Raw genomic sequence first — 19,587 nt, 5'->3', positions numbered from 1 at the left:
ATCATTATATAACTACTTGAAAAGGAGGTAAGAATGGCGAAAAGAGTTGTAATTGGAATGAGTGGGGGTGTTGATTCATCTGTGGCAGCATACTTACTTAAACAACAAGGTTATGAAGTAGTTGGATTATTCATGCGTAACTGAGATAGCATTGTCAACAATGATGTTTTAGGTAATGAAGACATTACACAAGATATCTGTCCACAAGAAAAAGATTATCAAGATGCTTTATCAGTTGCAAAAGCATTGGATATTCCGCTTCATAGAGTTGATTTTGTTAAAGAGTACTGAGATAATGTTTTTGAAAACTTTATTGAAGAATACAAAAAAGCAAGAACTCCTAACCCAGATATTCTTTGTAATAAGTACATTAAATTTAATGCTTTTGCAAAATATGCATTTAATGAATTAAAGGCAGATTTTATTGCTATGGGACATTATGCTGATGTTCGTGAAGGTCACTTATATCGTGCTAAAGATCAAGACAAAGATCAGACATACTTTTTAGCCCAATTAACACATGAACAATTAGAAAAAGTTATTATGCCATTAGCGAAATTAACCAAACCTGAAATTCGTGAAATAGCTACAAAATTAGGATTAATTACCGCTGATAAAAAAGATTCAACAGGAATTTGTTTTATTGGTGAAAGAAACTTTGGTTTATTCTTACAAAATTACATCCCTGCACAAGATGGAGACACTGTCGATATCACAACTGGTAAAGTTATCGGACGTCATGTTGGATGTTTCTATTACACAATCGGGCAACGTAAAGGTTTAAATCTCGGTGGAATGGCAGAACCATATTATGTTTGTGGTCATGATGTACATCAAAATATTTTATTTGTAGCACCATTATCAAGACCGGAATACTTAATTTCGAATAACTTAATTGCAAGTAATTTAACACTTAATAACACAGATTATGATTCAAATAACTTATCTGCTAAATTTAGATATCGTCAAAAAGATATTAAAGTTTCAATTGAATTACTTCCAAATAACAAAGTAAAAGTATTTTATCCTGAGACTTCAAGTGCTGTAACTCCTGGTCAACAAGTAGTTTTATATGATGGAGATAAATGCATTGGTGGGGCAACTATCGATGAAATATTTATGGATGATAAAAAATTAGATTACATTTAAAAGAAGGTTTTATGAACTCAAAAGAAATTAGACAAAAATGACTTGAATTTTTTGAATCAAAAGGTCACTTTATCGTACCTTCAAAAAGTTTAGTTCCACAAAACGACCCATCACTTTTATGAATAAACAGTGGGGTTGCAACATTAAAAGATTATTTTTCTGGTAAAAAAATTGCACCTGCTAAAAGATTAGTTAACTCACAAAAAGCAATTAGAACTAATGATATTGAAAACGTTGGAATTACTGCAAGACACCACACATTCTTTGAAATGCTTGGTAACTTCTCAATTGGTGATTATTTCAAAAAAGAAGCAATTGAATTTGCTGCAGAATTTTTACTTAATGTTTTAAAACTTGATAAAGAAAAACTTTATTTCACTTACTACTACGAAGATTTAGAAACAAAACAAATTTGAATGGATCAAGGTTTTGCTGAAGACCACATGATACCCGGTACAAAAGATACTAACTTCTGAGAAGTTGGTTCTGGACCATGTGGACCTAATACAGAAATTTTCTATGATCGTGGTGAAAAATATGATTCAAGAGGAATTGAGTTACTTAAAAATGATGAAGAAAATGATCGTTACATTGAGATTTGAAACATCGTTTTCTCAACATATAACTCAAACGGTGAAGGTGAATATACAGAATTAAAACAAAAGAACATCGATACTGGAGCAGGTCTTGAAAGAATTGTTTCAATTATGCAAGATGCACCAACAAACTTTGATACTGACTTATTTTTGCCAATCATTGCTAAAATTTCAGAATACACAGATTTTGAATATAAAACTGAAAACTATTTCATCAAAGATGAACAACAAGAATTCATTAACTCATGCTTTAAAGTTATTGTAGACCACATGCGTACAGTTGTAAATGCTATTGCTGATGGCGCTAAACCTTCAAACGTTGGTCGTGGATACATTTTACGCCGTTTAATTCGTAGAAGTGTATACAAAGCAATGCAATTAAAAATTTATGAACCATTCTTATTCAACTTAGTGCAAATAGTAAAAGATTGTTTACCATTTGAATATGATATTCAACCAATTGCTCAAATTATCAAAGATGAAGAAATCACTTTCTCAAAAACAATTGAAAATGGTAGAGCAATTCTTGATGAATATATTTCTGATTCAACTAAAGTGTTTCCAGGTGATATTGCTTTCAAATTATTTGAAACATATGGATTCCCAGTTGAATTAACTGCAGAGATATTGCAAGCAAAAGATATTCAAATTGATTTTGAAGGTTATGAAGCCGCAAAACAAAAACATGCTGATGCTTCAAGAACTGCAAAACACTCAGGAATGGATAAAGTTATCAACTCATTAGCCTTAATTAAAGGTAAAATCGATGAATTTATTGGTTACACACACACAGAAAACAAAACAGAAATTTTACACTTATTAGACACAGAAAAAGAAATCGAAAATTCAAATGGAATTTCATTTGCAATCTTAAAACAAACACCATTCTATGCAACTAGTGGTGGTCAAAAACATGACAGAGGATACATTATTCAAAATGGTCACAAAATTATCATTATCGATGTATTTAAAGATAAATTTGGGAACCATATTCATAAACTTGAGGGTAAGATTAATGCAAAAGACCCAGTAGAGTGTTTTGTTGATACAACAATTCGTTTAGGTCTAGAACGTAACCACTCTGGTACACACTTATTATTCTGTGCATTAAGAACTATTTTAGGACCACATATCAAACAACTTGGTTCAGATAATAACGAAGAACGTTTAACATTCGATATGCCTGCAGATACAAAACCTACTGATGAACAAATTCGTCAAATTGAAAACCTTGTTCGTGAGTACATTGCTCGTGATGCAAAACGTGAGTACTTAAAGATGACAACTGATGAAGCTAATAAAATGGGTGCTATTATGACTCTTGAAGAATCAGAATATATGAACCCCAAAAATGTTCGTATTGTTAAGTTTGATGGAATTACTGCCGATTTATGTGGTGGAACTCACCTTTCAAATACAGCGAAATTAGAAAACTTTAAGATCACAAACGTAGATAAAAAAGCAGCTGGTGTATATCGTGTTAGAGCTATTTCTTCAAATGTTTTAGTTGATGAATATCTTGAAGAAGAAGTTGATAAATTAATCGTTGAAGCAGAAAAATCAATCGAAAGAAATCAAAAATTAGATTCAAAATATCAATTTGATTTAGAAATCCCTGAAAACAAAGAACAAGCAATTGATTATTTAAAAGATGTAATCGAAAAATTAAGAGAAGATAATAAACAAATTAACAAAGATTTAGCTAATAATTTTGAGTTTGATTATGACAATATCGAAGTTGTTGAAACATCAAAAGGTAGTTTATACATTGATCAAACTTTAAATCCAAAAAACATTAAAACTGTTGCATCAACATTGCGTGAAAAATATCCAGAATTACTTATTGTTTTAACAACAGAAGATTCTAATCCAATGCTTGTAGTAGCAAGTAAAAAATACAATTCAAATCAAGTAGCGCAACAGTTATTTGCAAAATTAAATGGACGTGGTGGTGGAAATGCTATTTTATCAATGGGTAAAGTAAGCAATACAAACGAATTACTTTCATTTATAGAAAACGATTTAACATGAGAAAATTAGGACTAGATTTAGGTACTAAAAGTTGTGGTTTCGCGATTACAGATGAAAGTGAAATTATTGCAACTGGACTTGAGAACTTTATGTTTCCTGAGTTAGAATTTGATCATGTTATTGAACGAATAAAAAAATATTTAATAGAATATAAAAATAAAATTGATGGTTTTGTACTTGGTTATCCACTCAAAATTAGTGGTGATAAAAGCGATAGAACCTTAATGGTAGAGGAATTCAAAATTAAACTTGAAAATGAATTTAATCTACCTGTGTTATTAGTGAATGAGCAATATTCAACTAAAAGAGCACAAGAAACAATGATTTCAGCTGGTTTAACACGTCAAAAACGTAAACAACACAAAGATAAATTAGCTGCTCTTATCATTTTGCAAGATTATTTAGAATATTACAAGTACAAGTGAGGTAAATAATGTCACAAGTATTAAAATTCTTTTCCGAAAGTGCAGAAAATTCAACAATTGCAGTACAATCAGAACCTCAAACAAGTGTCTGAAGTAGCGGATTAGCAATTTCTGCATATGTAGTATTTGCACTCGGAATCCTCATCTACATAGGTGTAAACATCTACGCACGTAAGATACGTAATAAATATTTAAAGAAAAGCCAAGAAGAATCTATGATTCAATTACAACAACTACGTAATGGAATTGGGGAATTGCCATTTCAAATTAAGGATCACTTAAAATCTAAAGCGGTTGATCTTGATGTTGAAGGTATAATTAATACAATTTATCAAAATAAATACAAAAATGTCTTAATCATAAGTGAAAACGATTTATTCCCAAATGTTGCGGTTGCTTCAAAATGTCCAGAAACACAATTTTATTATCAATATGGTTCATTTGATGTTGATAAATATCGTGAAATTCAAAATGAATTTCCGGATGAAACCGAAAACATTATTTTGCCATATAGCGGAAACCAAATTGACTTTGTCGTAGTGGTAAACACTTCAAACAACATTAATGAGTTATATGATCAAGTACTTCCAAAACTTGCAGAAAATGGAATGTTTATTGTTGATTGAAAACAAAATAAAACAACTGAATTAAAAAAACTTTTAGGTCATTTAAAATTAACAGGAAAAACTCATGAAGTTTCATTCTTGAGTTCGAAATACCTTTTTGTTGTCAATAATGCAAAAACAATATAAAATATAAATATAAATTTTAGAAAGAAGGTTGTATGTCAAAAGACGAATTACAAGGTAAGATTTACCTATCATCTGAAACCTTAGAAAAATATAAAAAAGAATACGAATATTTAATTAATGTTGAACGTCCTGCGGTTCAAGCGGCCTTAAAAGAAGCTAGAGCTCAAGGGGACCTTTCAGAAAACGCTGAGTATGATGCAGCCAGAGATAAACAAGGTGCTGTTGAAGGGCGTATTTCAGAACTTGAACAAATTTTAGATAATGCAGTAATTATTGGTTCATCTTCAACAAACGTTAGAACAGTTGGAATTGGTTCAACAGTTGAATTTAAAGTTTTAGAAACTGGTGAAGTAAAAACTGTTACAATCATGGGTACACACGATACAAACCCATTTGAAGGTAAAATTTCAAACAAAAGCCCACTTGCAGTTGCTATGTTAGGATCTGCTGAAGGTGATGAAAACGAAGTTGATGCAATTAAAAAATATAATATTAAAATTCTTTCAATTAAATACAACGGGTAAGTTGTATTTTTTTGTAATCTTGAAAAAACTGAGAAACCCTAAAGCGAGTTATACATTTATAATGTATTTTTATTATTTTGTGAGATTGGTATAATTTAAAACATGAAAAGTATTAGTCAATTATTCGATTTCAAAACCGCAGAAATGCGTGTTGCTGAAAAAAGTTTAAAGAAAATCAACCAATTAGAAAAAATCGTATCAAAATTCACAAACGATGAACTTAAAGCACAAACCGTTTATTTTAGAAAATTAATTGCAGATGGGCATACACTAGATGAAATCAGAAATGATGCATTTGCTGTTGCTCGTGAAGCTACAAAAAGAGTTTTAGGTAAAAGACCCTATGATGTTCAAATTTTAGGTGGTATCTTGCTTGATTTAGGTTCAGTTGCGGAAATGAAGACTGGTGAAGGTAAAACAATTACCTCAATCGCGCCTGTTTATTTAAATGCGCTTTTAGGAAAAGGAGCAATTGTTTCAACAGTTAACGAATATCTTTCAGAACGTGATGCTATTGAAATGGGTGAAGTATTTAATTTCCTTGGTTTAACAGTTGGTATCAATAAAGCACAAATGAATCCAACAGCTAAAAGAGCAGCATATGCAGCAGATATTACTTATTCAGTTCACTCTGAATTAGGATTTGATTATTTACGTGATAACATGGTTTCTAATGGTGCTGAAAAAGTTCAAAGAGGATTACAATTTTGTTTAATCGATGAGGTTGATTCGATTTTAATTGACGAGGCTAAAACACCTCTTATTATTTCTGGTGGGGAAGCTGAAGATGTTTCATCTTACTTTGCCGCAGATCAATTTGTTAGAACACTTGGTACTGGTGATTATATCATTGACGAAGAAACAAAAGCAGTAGCATTAACTCACTCAGGAATTGAAAAAGCAAATGCTTTCTACCGTACAAATAATTTCCATAACTATGAAAATTCAGAAACAATTCACCTTGTTCAAAATGCTTTAAGAGCACATAAGATTATGCGTTGTGATGTTGAGTATATTGTTAGATCAGGAAAAATTGAACTTGTTGACTCATTCACAGGTCGTATTATGGATGGTCGTAGTTATTCAGAAGGTTTACAACAAGCATTACAAGCAAAAGAAATGGTTGATGTTGAACCTGAAACAAAAACATTGGCTACCATTACATATCAAAACTTCTTTAGAATGTTTAAAAAGCTTTGTGGTATGACTGGTACAGGTAAAACAGAAGAGCAAGAATTTATTGATATCTATAACATGCGTGTAAACGTTGTTCCAACAAATAGACCAATTGCTCGTGTTGATGAACCAGATGCAATTTTTGCAAGTGCAGATGATAAATGAAAAGCAGTAGTTGAAAAAATTCAAGAGTTATACAAAAAAGGACAACCAGTTTTAGTTGGTACAGCACAAATTGAAGATTCTGAAATTGTTCATAAAATGTTGCTTGAAAAAGGAATTCCACATACAGTTTTAAATGCTAAGCAAAATGCTTCTGAAGCAGAGATTATTTCTCATGCTGGTGAAGTTAAATCAGTTACAATTGCAACAAATATGGCTGGTCGTGGAACAGATATTAAACCTTCAAAAGAGGGAATTCAATTGGGTGGTTTATATGTTCTTGGAACTGATAAAGCAGAATCACGTAGAATTGATAATCAGTTACGTGGACGTTCAGGTCGTCAAGGTGATGTTGGAACAAGTAAATTCTATGTTTCAATTGACGACCAATTAATGCAAAGATTCGCAAACTATGAAAGTTTTAAAGAAGCATATAGTGATTCACTCGGAAAAGAAATTACAAACAAATCATTAAGATTTGCCTTCAATAATGCACAAAAGAAAATTGAAGGATTTAACTATGATTCACGTAAATCAGTTCTTAATTATGATGACGTTATTCGTCAACAGCGTGATTTAATTTATTCACAAAGAGACTTAATCTTATATAGCCAAGACATAGTGTTTATTGTTCAACGTATGATTGCTTCTGCAGCTAGAACAATTGTTCGTAGTGGTGAATATTACTTACATAACAAATCATATAATTATGAAGCATTAGTTGATTTTTTAAACAAGAACATAGGTTCATTAATCAAATTCCACTTTGATTTAGATGAAATATCTAAAGTTCATGAAACTGATTTACCAGACTATATTGCAAACGTCATTTTAACAGTGTATGCACAATGAGAAAGTAATGCATTCGAAAATGCCGGTGAAGGTCAAGTTATTTCATTATTAAGAGACACAATTCTTCAAACACTTGATGAAAAATGACAAAGACATATTAATAGAATGGATCAACTACGTTCAAATATTAATTTAGTTCAATATTCACAAAAAAACCCTTACCAAGCTTACACTGAGAGAGGTTCAAAATTATTCCAAGCAATGTTAGACGATATTGCTTATGGAGTGTTATTAAGAGTCTTTTCTAACAGAGTTGGTGTTAAATCATTAATTACAAAAGAAATGCGTTCAGATGTTGTTTTCCAACAAATTATCAACAATTTAACACTTGATCCATACAAGAGTTTAGAAGAACAAGAAAAACAAATTGTTGAAATTTATAACTCAGTTAAACGTCGTTTAGAAGAATTAGCTAACGAAACACAAACAGAAGACAAGATGAACCAAGAAATCCATTCAGAACATGCTACAAGTTCTGAAAGTGCAAATAATAATGACAAAAATGAAGAAAATGAAGAAATCGCAAGCACAAAAAATAAAAAAGTAGTAAATGATATTAATAAAAATAGTGAAAAATATTATAATTTAAACAAGATAGAACGACTAGGAAAAGATAATCAACACAGATTTCTGAGATCAGATACACTTTATCCAAATCGGAGACATCCTCAAAGACCAAGAAAATTTATTGATGTAAGAATCAACAATTAATCATTATCATTATGATGAAAGACGGAGAATAAAATATGAAAAAATGTTTAAGATGTAAAAGAAATTATAGAAACTGTAGACACGTTAAAGAAACAAACATGACATACGAAGAATTCGTAGTTATTAACACATTACCACTTCCAGAACCTAAAAAAGAAGTTGTAGAAGAAGTGGTAGAAACAGTTGCTATTGATATGCCTGCTTGTGGTCAAGAATGCTGCATCGGTAAAGATGAGTGTGTATGTCCAAAAGAAGAAACTGTTGAAGTTGTAGAAGAAGTGGTTGAAGAACCAGTTCAAGAAGAAGTTCTAGTAGAAGAAACAGTAGTGGTTGAAGAACCGGTTCAAGAAGAAGTTGTGGAAGCACCTACAACAGAATACTTATCAATGGAAACACGTGAAGAAAAAGTTTTTGAACCAATTGGTGGAGCACGTTGTGGTGGAAATTGTAAAGGAAACCACAATGCTATTGAAGCTGACGTAGTTAAACTTTACGAAGAAAAAGAATTATTAACTACACCAGTTGTTGAAGAAGTGGTTGAAGAACCAGTTCAAGAAGAAGTAATGGCATGCGGATGTGAAACAGTATGTAAATGTCAAGAAAAATGCAAATGTGAAGGAGACTATACATTAGTTCCAGTATTTGAAAAATTCGTTAGCTTCTTAGAAGAAATCAAAAACTCATTATAGTACATTGAATTAATATATAACAAGCACCAACTATGGTGCTTTTGTTTATTTATTTTTATTTATCATTATTGTGTTATAATCATATCGAGCCGACATCGAGCGTAAGCTTTAATGTCAACAGCCTTCGTAAGAAGGTTTTTTTAATCAAATAGTATAAAATAATTTGAATGCTTTTAATTTTAATAAATTAAAATATAATAGCAAAAAGAAAAGAGGTATCATGATTGAAGCGCAAAATTTAAGTAAAATTTTTAGTGATAAAAAATTATTTGAAAATGTAAATTTAAGATTTACAGAAGGAAATACATACGGAATTATCGGTGCTAATGGAGCCGGTAAATCTACATTTTTAAAAATAATTGCTGGTCAAATCGAACCATCAAGTGGTCAAATTGTTGTTGAAAAAAACAAACGTATCTCAGTGCTTTCACAGGATCATAGTGCATACGATGATTACAATGTAACGGAAGTTGTAATTATGGGTAATACAGATTTATTCCAAATCAAAGAAGAAAAAGATGCAATTTATATGAACCCTGAAGCAACAGATAAAGACTATGAAAGAGCAGCTGACTTAGAAGAAAAATACGGTATGTTAGGTGGATGAACTGCTGAAAACGATGCACAAGAGTTATTAAGTAATTTAAGCATCCCAAAAGAAAAATGAGATGCTAAAATGAGTGAATTAACTGCGAACCAAAAAATCAAGGTTTTATTAGCTAAAGCATTATTTGGTAACCCAGATATTTTAATTATGGATGAGCCTACTAACCACTTAGATTTAAGAAGTATTAAATGACTTGAAAACTTTTTAATTGATTATCCAAACGTTGTTATTGTAGTTAGCCACGATAGTGATTTCTTAGATGCAATTTGTACACACATTGTTGATATTGATTACAATGAAGCAAAAATTTACACAGGTAACTACTCATTCTGAAAACAAAGTTCAGAATTAGCAAGAGAAATGATGAAACAATCAAACCTTAAAAAAGAAGCTCAAATTGAAAAACTTAAAGAATTCATCGCACGTTTCAGTGCTAATGCATCAAAATCAAGACAAGCAACATCTAGAAAGAAAGCACTTGAAAAAATCTCACTTGACGAAATTAAACCATCAAACCGTAAATATCCATATGTACGTTGAGAAATGAACCGTGACCATGGGAAACAAATTTTAAATGTTGATGGATTAACATATGTAAATGACAAAGGTGAAACATTATTTGAAAACGTTTCATTCTCATTAAACCCGGGTGAAAAAATGGTTATTGTTGGGGATGATGACATCGCTAAAACAAGACTTTTAGAATGTTTACTTGGTATCGCAACTCCAACTGCAGGTACAGTGGAATGAGGTCAAACAATTACTCCTTCATACTTCCCTAATGAAAACTCAAAATACTTTGAAACAGATGAAAACATCTTAGAATGAATTTCAAAATGACCATTAGAAAACAAAGAAAAAGAAAATAGAGAAAACGATGATGCTAGAATGCGTGGTTTCTTAGGAAGAATGTTATTCAGTAATGATTCAGTTTTCAAAAAAGTTAAAGTAACTAGTGGGGGTGAAAAAGCTAGATTAATGTTCTCAAGAATGATGTTACTTGAATCTAACTTTATTATCTTAGACCAACCATTAGACCACCTTGATGCAGAAAGCATTGACTCAGTTATTGAAGGTGTTAAAAACTTCAAAGGTGGAGCAATTTTTACAACATATAACAGAGCATTTATTAATCAATGTGCTGATGTTATTTTAGAACTTCAATCACCAACTAAAAGTTTCTTATTCCGTGGTACTCTTGAAGAGTATGATGACATTATGATGGATATGAACAAATAATGAATCGTTTCTTTGTATTTGATAAAGAAGGTGATTGCTTTTTACTTTCAAAAGAAACATTGAAACATTTAGACGTTATCAGAATAGGTACAAAACCATTCATATGCGTCTATGAAAATGAATTTTATGAATGTATTCTAGAATTCAATAAAGCCAAAATAATTAAACAATTAGAATTAAATCATGAACCAAAACATGAAGTTGTTCTAGCATTAAGTATTATTAAATTAGATCGTTTTGAATGAGCATTAGAAAAAGCTGTTGAATTGGGTGCAACAAAAATAATTCCATTAAAAACTCAATACACAAATCATGCATTATTCAAAATGGATAAATTTGAAAAGAAATATGATCGTTTTAAAACAATCTTACAAAATGCAGCAGAACAATCATTTAGAAATAAAATTCCCGAATTATCAAAACCAATGACTTTTGAACAAGCAATTGATTTAGATGTTAAAGAAAAATATTTAGCACATGAAAAGATTGATATCTCATCATCATTACCACAACCAATCAACCAAGATGTTATTTTCTTTGTTGGACCTGAAGGTGGTTTCAGTGGCGAAGAAGTGGAATTAGCTAGTTCGAAAGATGTAAAAATAGTTTCACTAGGATCAAGAATTTTGAGAGCTGAAACTGCTGGAATTTTCTTACTTTCACAGGTTAAAATTAATTAATAATTATTTATAAAATAATTAGATAAATCCTCAGAATAAAAAAATAAAATTCCTGTTTTATTACATTTTTGTGTGATATAATTAAAAAGCAATTTATAGAACCGAATAAATTTGAAATCAAATTAATATACAATATATACATTATTAACGTAGGAGGATAGCATGAGACAAACTACTATTGTAAACACTCAACAAGCTGATAAAAAATGATACGTTATTGATGCTGAAGGACAAGTTTTAGGTCGTTTAGCAGCTCAAGTAGCATCAGTTTTAAGAGGAAAAAATAAACCAACATTTACACCAAACGCAGATATGGGTGATAACGTTATTATCATCAACGCTGAAAAAGTTGTTTTAACAGCTAAAAAAGAAGAAAATAAAATTTACTACTCACACTCAGGATACCCAGGTGGACTTAAAAGCATCACTGCTGCAAAATTAAGAGTGAAAAGACCAACAGCTTTAATTGAAAAAGCAGTAAGTGGTATGATTCCTCACACAAAATTAGGAAACAGACAACGTCGTAATTTATTCGTTTATGCTGGACCAGAACACAAACATGCAGCACAAAATCCAGAAAGATTAGAGGTTAAATAATTATGGAAAAAGTTATATACGCAGGTTTAGGTAGAAGAAAATCTTCAGTAGCTCGTGTAAGACTTGCACCAGGTACAGGAAAATTTGTTATCAACAACCGTGACGCTCGTGATTACTTAACATCTGATATTTATTTACAAGATGCAAACCAACCATTTGTTTTAACAGAAACATTAGGTACATTCGATGTTAGTGTAAATGTAAAAGGTGGGGGACTTAGCGGACAAGCCGGAGCTATTAGATTAGGTATTGCTCGTGCTTTATTAGAAGCTAGTCAAGATTACCGTGCAGCTCTTAAAGTAGCAGGAATGCTTACAAGAGATGCTCGTGCTAAAGAACGTAAAAAACCAGGTTTACGTGCAGCACGTCGTGCAAGACAATTCTCAAAACGTTAATAAATTTAATAATTTTTTGTACGAGTTATTTATTTTATGTTATAATACTCGTGCATATATGCGAGCGTAGCTCAGCTGGTTAGAGCACACGACTGATAATCGTGAGGTCGATGGTTCGAGTCCATTCGTTCGCACCATATCATTAATTTGACCAAAATAAATCAGAATTCATTTCTGATTTATTTTTTATCTCTTGGCACAAGAATTAAACGTCCATTTAAATAAATATTCAGATACATCATTTTAAGCGTAATTCAAGCATTTAAAACGCATCAAAATAATTAATTATAATAAAGATAAAACCTTGCTTAGAAATGAAATAAAACATGGTTTTTTAAGTGTTTGCAATTAAATATTTTTATTCAAAACTCCAAATCATATTTAGCTAGTTTTTAACTTTATATTAATTAACAAAAAAATCATTCACAAACTGTGAATGATAAATTATATTATTCAAATCATGTTAATGTAATGTTGAAGTATCCAATTGGATTTTCTAAATCATTTTCATTGTATAACTTATATTTAAAGTTAAAGTTATTGTCAGCAATGTTTTTATTAAACTCTGTACAAAAACTTTGTAAAAATAATTCAGATACTTTATTTGTTTGTGGATTTAAGAAGTTAATTCACACATCACTGTATTTCTCAAGTTGTAAATTAACTGTTGCTGTATTGTTAAAGATTGAAACAATATTTTTATTAAGTAAAACTTCAATCTTATTTCTTTGATTTTCTTTTGGTTCATAAAAATCAAATACATAAGCATTTTCACTTATTTCTAAATCTAATGGTGCAGTGAATTCGATTACTTGTCCTTCTTTGTCTTCAAGTGAATGAGTAAAGTGAGAGTGGAATTTAATTTTCATATTTATTTAATCTCTTTGCAATTAACTCAGCACCAAATAAATAAATAGCTTTAGCAAGTTCTGGACCATGTTCGATTAATGTTGTTGCTAAACGAATTGGCATAAATAATTTTTTACCTTTAACTTGCATGATTTGTTGTGTTTCATTAATGTTGTTTTGGATTGATTCAATACTAAAGATATTTTGATCTAAGTCGTCTTTAATAAGTTTTGCAAAGCATTGCACAACTTTGCCTTCTTCATCTGATAATGCAATTTCTTCGTTTGAAGGATTAAGGTATTGTTCTAAGTTTTGTTTAAGATCTGTAATTGTAACTGCATTTTGTTTGAAAGTTTCTACATATAAATTAAGTCATTCTTTATCAAAATCATTTGATAAGTTCATTAATTTAATTAATGCATCATTGTCCATGTTTTTAAGGTATTGTTTTGAGAATCAATTCATTTTTGAAACGTCAAATTTTGATGGACTCTTTGAAAGACGAGCCGGATCAAATTTTGCAATTAATTCATCTTTTGTCATGATTTCAGATGCATCTGCTGCAGTTCAACCAAGTAATGCTAAGAAGTTAAAAATTGCTTCCGGAATGTAACCTTCATTTTTATAGTCCTCAATAAATTGTTTTAATGTTAAATCACGTTTAGAAAGTTTTTTACCTTCCATATTTGTAATAATTGTCATGTGACCAAAACGAGGTGGTTTTCATCCTAAGTAATCATAAATTACAAGTTGTTTTGGTGTATTACCAATGTGTTCTTCACCACGAAGCACGTCAGTAATAAACATATCATGATCATCAACTACTACAGCAAAGTTATATGTTGGGTAACCATCTGACTTGAAGATAACTCAATCGGCAATTTCATCTGAGTTATAAACGATTTCGCCACGTACAATATCGTCTCATTTTAATTCTTTGTTTTTTGGCATCACTAAACGATATGAATATTCACCTTTTGCATCTCTGATTGCTTTTTCTTCATCAGAGATTTTTAATCAATTACGATCATATCTGAAGCTAGGAATTCCTTTAGCATCACTTTCCGCTTTTTGTGCATCAAGTTCTTCTGTTGTGTCATATGCTTTGTATGCTAAACCTTGTTCAAGTAAAATTTGTAAAACTTCATTATATCTATCAAGTTTTTCGCTTTGACGATATCTACCGCATTCTGGGTTTGGGTTTGATGGTGATTCATCTGGAATAATACCTAATCACGCTAAGTTATCAAGTTGTGATGCTTCCCCACCTTCCACATTACGTTTAACATCTGTATCTTCTAAACGAAATACAAAGTCACCATTAAAGTGTTTTGCATATAAGTAGCAAAATAAAGCTGTTCTTGCACCACCAATATGTAAATAACCTGTTGGGCTAGGTGCATAACGTGTTCTATTTTTTTTCATAATAACCCTCTTTTTTTGTTCTATAATTAAATTTATTTAATTATATATTTTTAATTGATTACATTAATTAAAAAGTTTTATAATATATATGCATCGTTAGCTCAGTCGGTAGAGCAGCTGGCTCTTAACCAGCGGGTCGCAGGTTCGAACCCTGTACGATGTACCAAATCATTGAAAAATGACCATGCGTGCTATGCACGCTTTATTTATGAATTGGAGTAAATATATGAAAAGTACACAAACAAAAAATGAATTATTAATACTTAAAAATGCAATAGTTGTAACAATGGAAAAAGAAGAGGTGTTACACAATCAATTTGTCTATGTTTATGATGGAAAATTCCTTGCAATAAGTGAAAAAAAACTCAAAACATTCAATGTTCAAGTTGATAAAATTATTGAAAAAGATATTCAAGGAAATTTAATTATGCCTGGTTTAATTAACTGCCACAACCACGGTGCTATGACTATTTTTAGAAACTTTGCTGATGACTTAGAATTAGAAAGTTGACTTTACACAAAAATATTCCCACTTGAAGATAAACTTATTGATAGTGATGTCTACATTGGTTCAAAATTAGCACAAGAAGAAATGCTTGCATCTGGAACTACATCATATGTTGATATGTACATGTTACAAGAAAACACAGTTAAAGCAGTAAAAGAAACAGGTATTAGAGCATTCATCGGTTCTGGTTTAGTTGGAGACGGTCAAACTGCACGTAGAGAAAAAGAAAATAAATATTTATTTAACAAATACAACAATACACTAGATGGATTATTAAATATTATTGCTTCACCTCATGCAGTTTATACAAATGATGATGAGTCATTAAAATTAGCCAAAAGATTACATGATGATTTTGGTACACTTCTAACAGTTCATGCCAATGAATCAGAAACAGAAGTAAGAAATTGTTTAGAAAAACATGGTAAAACACCAATTCAATTATTAAATGACTATGGAATTTTAACAGATACTACAATTTTAGCTCACGTTGTTCATACCACTGACAAAGACTTGGAAATCATTAAAGCAACAAATTCTACAATTGCACATAACCCAGTTTCAAACCTTAAAATTGCTTCTGGTATTGCACCAATTGACAAATATGTTAAATGAGGAATCAACATTACATTAGGAACAGATGGACCTGCATCAAATAATGGTTTAGATATGTTTGAAACTGCGAAATACGCTTCAATTCTTGCTAAAAACAACGAAAAAGACGCAGCAGTATTACCAGCGTATCAAATCCTTGAAATGCTTACAGTAAATGGTGCGAAAGCATTACACAAATCTAATGAACTTGGAAAAATTAAAGTAGGTTACATTGCTGACTTTATCGTAGTTGATATTAATAATATTTTCCACTCACCAAAAAATAATATTATTAACTCATTAGTATATTCAACAAGTGGTAGAGATGTGCTTCAAACTTACACAAATGGAGTTTTACGTTATTCAAAAACTTGAAAAGCATTTGGAAAGAAAACACAAGCAGCAGCAGAAAAAGCAATCAGTGCTTTAATTGCAAGATAAAAGAAATTAAGAGTATGTTTATTAACATATTCTTTTTTCATATTTTTGCACAATTTATGGTAATTTTGCGTTCCATTTTTGAAAAAATGATGAAAAACCCCTTAAAAAGTAGTAAAATATAAAAAGAGATTAGTGCCAAAGCACTAAATTTATTTTTTTATATATAGGAAAGGAACGATATGTTTAAAAAACAAACAAGTGAAACTGAAGATTCCAAACTTGTTTTAGATGAAGTCAAAGAAATTATCGAAGACATTGATCAACATTGTGCTGAAATTAAAAAACGTAACACAGTGTACAAAAGAACAAAAATGTCTAATGTTGGTTTAAAACTTAATTATTTCTATCAACATTTATCAACATGGAAATTAATTTTAATTACTTCACTTACAGCTGTTGTTTTCGGGGTTGTATCAGTGTTCTTCGTTAAAAACGTTGGTATTTATAACTTTGGTTTAGCTGCTTTCGGTCAATCAGCTGCAAAAATTACAGTAGTTGAATTAGGACCAAATCAAGTAGATGAAGGTATGAGAAACTTAATTGAGCAATTTATTTTCTGAATTGCATATATCATCTTAAGTATTCCGATATTCTACTTTGGTTATAAAAGGGTAGGAAAAGTATTCACAAACTTAACAATTTTATTTTTAGTTGTTTCATCATTTGTTTCATTCGGAATTGGTTTAATTCCAGGGGCAAATAATGTCTTTATTATTGGAGACTTCTCAAATAGTACAGTTAAAGAAGCACTTAGCAATTTTAATAAGCCATTAAGTGGTCTTGTTCCATTATTATGAACACAAAGTAATGCAGGTAATATTATTGCTTTAATGCTATATGCTAGTGTTTATGGTATTTTCTTAGCTTATGTATTTGCTATTATCCAAATCATTGGTGGTACAGCCGGTGTTACTGGAGTTATTGGTGAATGATATGCTAATGAAAAACAAAAATCATTTGGTTCAATTTCAGGATACATGAATATTATTATTGTGTTAATTGCTGTTTTAATTGGATCGTGATTACCTGGTTCAATCTTACTTAATACAGCACAAAAAGATGCTTATGAAGCCACAATGATTGGTACATGAAATGTTGAATTATTTATAAAACACTTTAATATCGAAGATGAAACTGTAATTAAACACTTAAACGACTTAGTTAACAAAGATAATGTTGCTGCAAATATTGCAAACAACACATTCACAGCAACATTCTTCAATGATTCTGTTGTAAGTCCAATTGTTGGTTCAGCAGATGTAACTAAATTACAAGTAGAATGAGCTGGAGTTATTGGCGAAAGACAAAAACTTATTGATACACTTCATAAATATGCATATGGATTTGAATTATACTTATCACCAAACTTCATTGCTACAATTTTATCTAACGTATTCTATATCTCAGTATTAGATAAATTATTCCCTAAATTTAAACTTGTTCGTGTTGAAATTTTCTCAGCAAAATCAAGCGAAATTCAAAACAGAATTAATTCAGATAATAAAATTGTTCAAGGTATGACAATTTTCCAAGCAAAAGGTGGATTTAAAGGCGAAGATGTAAATGTAATTACATCAATAGGATTATTCAGACAATTATTACGTATTATTAAAGATGTTCGTGATATTGATCAAGATGCCTTTATCGCAGTTTCAAACGTAAGAAGCGTTGATGGAAATGTATATCTACCACAAGATAAATTCTAATAATTAATAAATAGTAAAACTAGGTAGCAATATCTAGTTTTTTATTATGTCCAAGGGTTAAAAGTTAATAAAAAAAGTTCCGAATGGAACTAAAATATACGATTTGGTGCCGCTTATGAGAATCGAACTCATGATGGTTGGTTACGAGTCAACTGTTTTACCACTAAAACTAAAGCGGCATTGGTGGAGATAAGGGGAGTCGAACCCCTGTCCACACACTTAGAACATTGACACGTCTACAGTTTATTTTGTTTTTAAATAAAGCTCATAAGATACTGAAACAAACAAAAAGTTATCAGACAAACTTGACTAAATTTCATCATTGACTCGTCAAATCAATAACCATCCTTATAAGACTACACTCTAGAAACCTAAGGCAAGTTTAAAGAATGCTGCATGCTTCTATATATTAAGCGAATGCGAAAAAGTTTCTGTTTGCAAACATGTTGTAGTTTGAAACTTGTTTTTCTTCTTTTCCATTTAGAAAAGCCTAGTAGCAATTATAGTCTGCCACACTACTGCAATGCCAATAACCAAGAATGTGTCGAAACCATTATATCCCCTAGTAGAATTTTAATGTCTTAGCTATGCGACGATTAGTTTCTTCTTTAGCTATTTTGTCACGTTTATCGTATTTTTTTAAACCTTTAGCTAGTGCTAATTCAAGTTTGATATGAGAACTATTTGTAAAATAAAGTTTTAATGGAATAATTGTTAATCCCTGAGATTGTGATTTGAATTGAAGTTTTCTAATTTCAGACTTATGCATAAGTAATTTACGATCTCTTGTTTCATCGCATTTTACTTGCATATATTGTTTAAAATACGCTTCTTTCAAATAAATTTCATCTTTATAAATTGAGCAGTAAGCATTTGATAAATCAACTGAGTTGTTTCTTGCTGTCTTAACTTCTCAACCCATAAGAGAAATACCTGCTTCATATTTATCTATGATTTCATAATCTCTATGAGCAACTTTATTACTAGTAATAATTTTCATATACATATTGTACTATATTTACTTTTAAATTAGATTGATCATTTTTATAATAGATGTTTGATTTATGAAAAAATGTGAAATATTTTTCATTAAATTTCACTTTTTGTTTCAGTTGTTTCTATGATGTTTGACTAGGTGTTATAATGATATGATAATGTTTTTTATATTTTTTGATTTCTTAATCAAATATTATTGCCTTATTTTTTAAAACCATATTGTCAAATATACCTAAGACATAGGTTTAAAATTTTTAACTATTTACTTATATTTATTAATTTATTATAGAAAGGACACAGTGAATAAAAGAAGATTTTATGATATTTCATTGGTAATTACATTATCATTGATTACAACATTTTTTACATTCTTTTCATTAAATACATCTAGTTTCATTTGAACAGAGACAATGAGTTTAACATCCAAAATATTAGCAATATGTGTAGGGATATCTGCTATCACAGGTTTTTTAGGAACATATT

General features: G+C 30.3%; 17 protein-coding genes, 3 tRNA genes and 1 other RNA gene. 15 read left to right on the top strand and 6 right to left on the bottom strand.

Going from position 1 to position 19,587, the window contains the following annotated elements; genetic code table 4:
* Nucleotides 1-33 precede the first annotated feature (33 nt).
* The 12 genes from mnmA (at nt 34) to H9M94_RS01965 (ending at nt 12,722) form a co-directional block, all read left to right on the top strand.
* Entirely contained in the window at nt 34-1,149 is a 1,116-nt protein-coding gene (mnmA, locus tag H9M94_RS02020; protein WP_187469309.1) for a tRNA 2-thiouridine(34) synthase MnmA, read from the top strand.
* A gap of 11 nt (nt 1,150-1,160) precedes the next feature.
* Nucleotides 1,161-3,785, top strand: coding sequence for an alanine--tRNA ligase (alaS, locus tag H9M94_RS02015; protein WP_187469308.1), 2,625 nt, complete (start codon nt 1,161-1,163; stop codon nt 3,783-3,785).
* Complete coding sequence (ruvX, locus tag H9M94_RS02010) at nt 3,773-4,210, top strand: Holliday junction resolvase RuvX (RefSeq protein ID WP_187469307.1); 438 nt, start codon at nt 3,773-3,775, stop codon at nt 4,208-4,210. Before alaS ends, ruvX begins: the two co-directional genes overlap by 13 nt.
* Nucleotides 4,210-4,953, top strand: a complete 744-nt coding sequence (locus H9M94_RS02005) for a BC85_0335 family putative methyltransferase (RefSeq protein WP_187469306.1) — start codon at nt 4,210-4,212, stop codon at nt 4,951-4,953. The genes ruvX and H9M94_RS02005 overlap by 1 nt, the downstream gene beginning before the upstream one ends.
* Nucleotides 4,954-4,985: 32 nt before the next feature.
* Nucleotides 4,986-5,477 carry a transcription elongation factor GreA gene (gene greA, locus H9M94_RS02000; RefSeq protein WP_187469305.1) on the top strand — a complete coding sequence of 164 codons (492 nt, stop codon included), beginning with the start codon at nt 4,986-4,988 and terminating at the stop codon, nt 5,475-5,477.
* Between the two features lie 102 nt (nt 5,478-5,579).
* Nucleotides 5,580-8,378 carry a preprotein translocase subunit SecA gene (secA, locus tag H9M94_RS01995; protein ID WP_187469304.1) on the top strand — a complete coding sequence of 933 codons (2,799 nt, stop codon included), beginning with the start codon at nt 5,580-5,582 and terminating at the stop codon, nt 8,376-8,378.
* Between the two features lie 35 nt (nt 8,379-8,413).
* On the top strand, nt 8,414-9,067 hold the full coding sequence (locus H9M94_RS01990) for a hypothetical protein (RefSeq protein WP_187469303.1): 654 nt from the start codon (nt 8,414-8,416) through the stop codon (nt 9,065-9,067).
* Nucleotides 9,068-9,287: 220 nt separating this feature from the next.
* Nucleotides 9,288-10,913: an ABC-F family ATP-binding cassette domain-containing protein gene (locus tag H9M94_RS01985; protein WP_187469302.1), complete on the top strand. Its 1,626-nt coding sequence runs from the start codon at nt 9,288-9,290 to the stop codon at nt 10,911-10,913.
* The gene (locus H9M94_RS01980) at nt 10,913-11,593 is read left to right on the top strand and encodes a 16S rRNA (uracil(1498)-N(3))-methyltransferase (protein ID WP_187469301.1); all 681 of its coding nucleotides are present in this window, start codon (nt 10,913-10,915) and stop codon (nt 11,591-11,593) included. Before H9M94_RS01985 ends, H9M94_RS01980 begins: the two co-directional genes overlap by 1 nt.
* Before the next feature lie 162 nt (nt 11,594-11,755).
* Entirely contained in the window at nt 11,756-12,190 is a 435-nt protein-coding gene (gene rplM / locus H9M94_RS01975; protein WP_187469300.1) for a 50S ribosomal protein L13, read from the top strand.
* Between the two features lie 2 nt (nt 12,191-12,192).
* Nucleotides 12,193-12,585, top strand: a complete 393-nt coding sequence (gene rpsI, locus H9M94_RS01970) for a 30S ribosomal protein S9 (protein ID WP_187469299.1) — start codon at nt 12,193-12,195, stop codon at nt 12,583-12,585.
* A gap of 60 nt (nt 12,586-12,645) precedes the next feature.
* A tRNA-Ile gene (locus H9M94_RS01965) sits at nt 12,646-12,722 on the top strand.
* Nucleotides 12,723-13,034: 312 nt separating this feature from the next.
* Here the strand turns inward: H9M94_RS01965 and H9M94_RS01960 are convergent.
* Together H9M94_RS01960 and gltX are read right to left on the bottom strand one after the other, a co-directional pair.
* Nucleotides 13,035-13,454 (bottom strand): hypothetical protein, encoded by a 420-nt coding sequence (locus H9M94_RS01960; RefSeq protein WP_187469298.1) that lies wholly within the window; start codon nt 13,452-13,454, stop codon nt 13,035-13,037.
* The gene (gltX, locus tag H9M94_RS01955) at nt 13,444-14,859 is read right to left on the bottom strand and encodes a glutamate--tRNA ligase (protein WP_187469297.1); all 1,416 of its coding nucleotides are present in this window, start codon (nt 14,857-14,859) and stop codon (nt 13,444-13,446) included. The genes H9M94_RS01960 and gltX overlap by 11 nt, the downstream gene beginning before the upstream one ends.
* A 90-nt stretch (nt 14,860-14,949) precedes the next feature.
* Between gltX and H9M94_RS01950 the strand changes: the two genes are divergently transcribed.
* From H9M94_RS01950 to H9M94_RS03615, 3 genes are all read left to right on the top strand, one after another.
* Nucleotides 14,950-15,025, top strand: a tRNA-Lys gene (locus tag H9M94_RS01950).
* 60 nt (nt 15,026-15,085) lie between these two features.
* The gene (locus tag H9M94_RS01945; RefSeq protein ID WP_187469296.1) at nt 15,086-16,402 is read left to right on the top strand and encodes an amidohydrolase; all 1,317 of its coding nucleotides are present in this window, start codon (nt 15,086-15,088) and stop codon (nt 16,400-16,402) included.
* 179 nt (nt 16,403-16,581) lie between these two features.
* The gene (locus H9M94_RS03615) at nt 16,582-18,108 is read left to right on the top strand and encodes a YitT family protein (protein WP_255483437.1); all 1,527 of its coding nucleotides are present in this window, start codon (nt 16,582-16,584) and stop codon (nt 18,106-18,108) included.
* Nucleotides 18,109-18,212: 104 nt separating this feature from the next.
* Here the strand turns inward: H9M94_RS03615 and H9M94_RS01935 are convergent.
* The 4 genes from H9M94_RS01935 to H9M94_RS01920 form a co-directional block, all read right to left on the bottom strand.
* Nucleotides 18,213-18,287 (bottom strand) — tRNA-Thr (locus H9M94_RS01935).
* Between the two features lie 2 nt (nt 18,288-18,289).
* Nucleotides 18,290-18,671, bottom strand: a transfer-messenger RNA (tmRNA) gene (ssrA, locus tag H9M94_RS01930).
* Complete coding sequence (smpB, locus tag H9M94_RS01925) at nt 18,671-19,108, bottom strand: SsrA-binding protein (protein WP_187469295.1); 438 nt, start codon at nt 19,106-19,108, stop codon at nt 18,671-18,673. Before smpB ends, ssrA begins: the two co-directional genes overlap by 1 nt.
* Before the next feature lie 312 nt (nt 19,109-19,420).
* Complete coding sequence (locus H9M94_RS01920) at nt 19,421-19,567, bottom strand: hypothetical protein (protein WP_187469294.1); 147 nt, start codon at nt 19,565-19,567, stop codon at nt 19,421-19,423.
* Nucleotides 19,568-19,587 lie beyond the last annotated feature (20 nt).

It is taken from the genome of Mycoplasma sp. Pen4, assembly GCF_014352955.1.
Taxonomy (GTDB): Bacteria; Bacillota_I; Bacilli_A; order Mycoplasmatales; family Metamycoplasmataceae; genus Mycoplasmopsis.
This window is presented reverse-complemented; position numbering and strand designations above follow the sequence as displayed.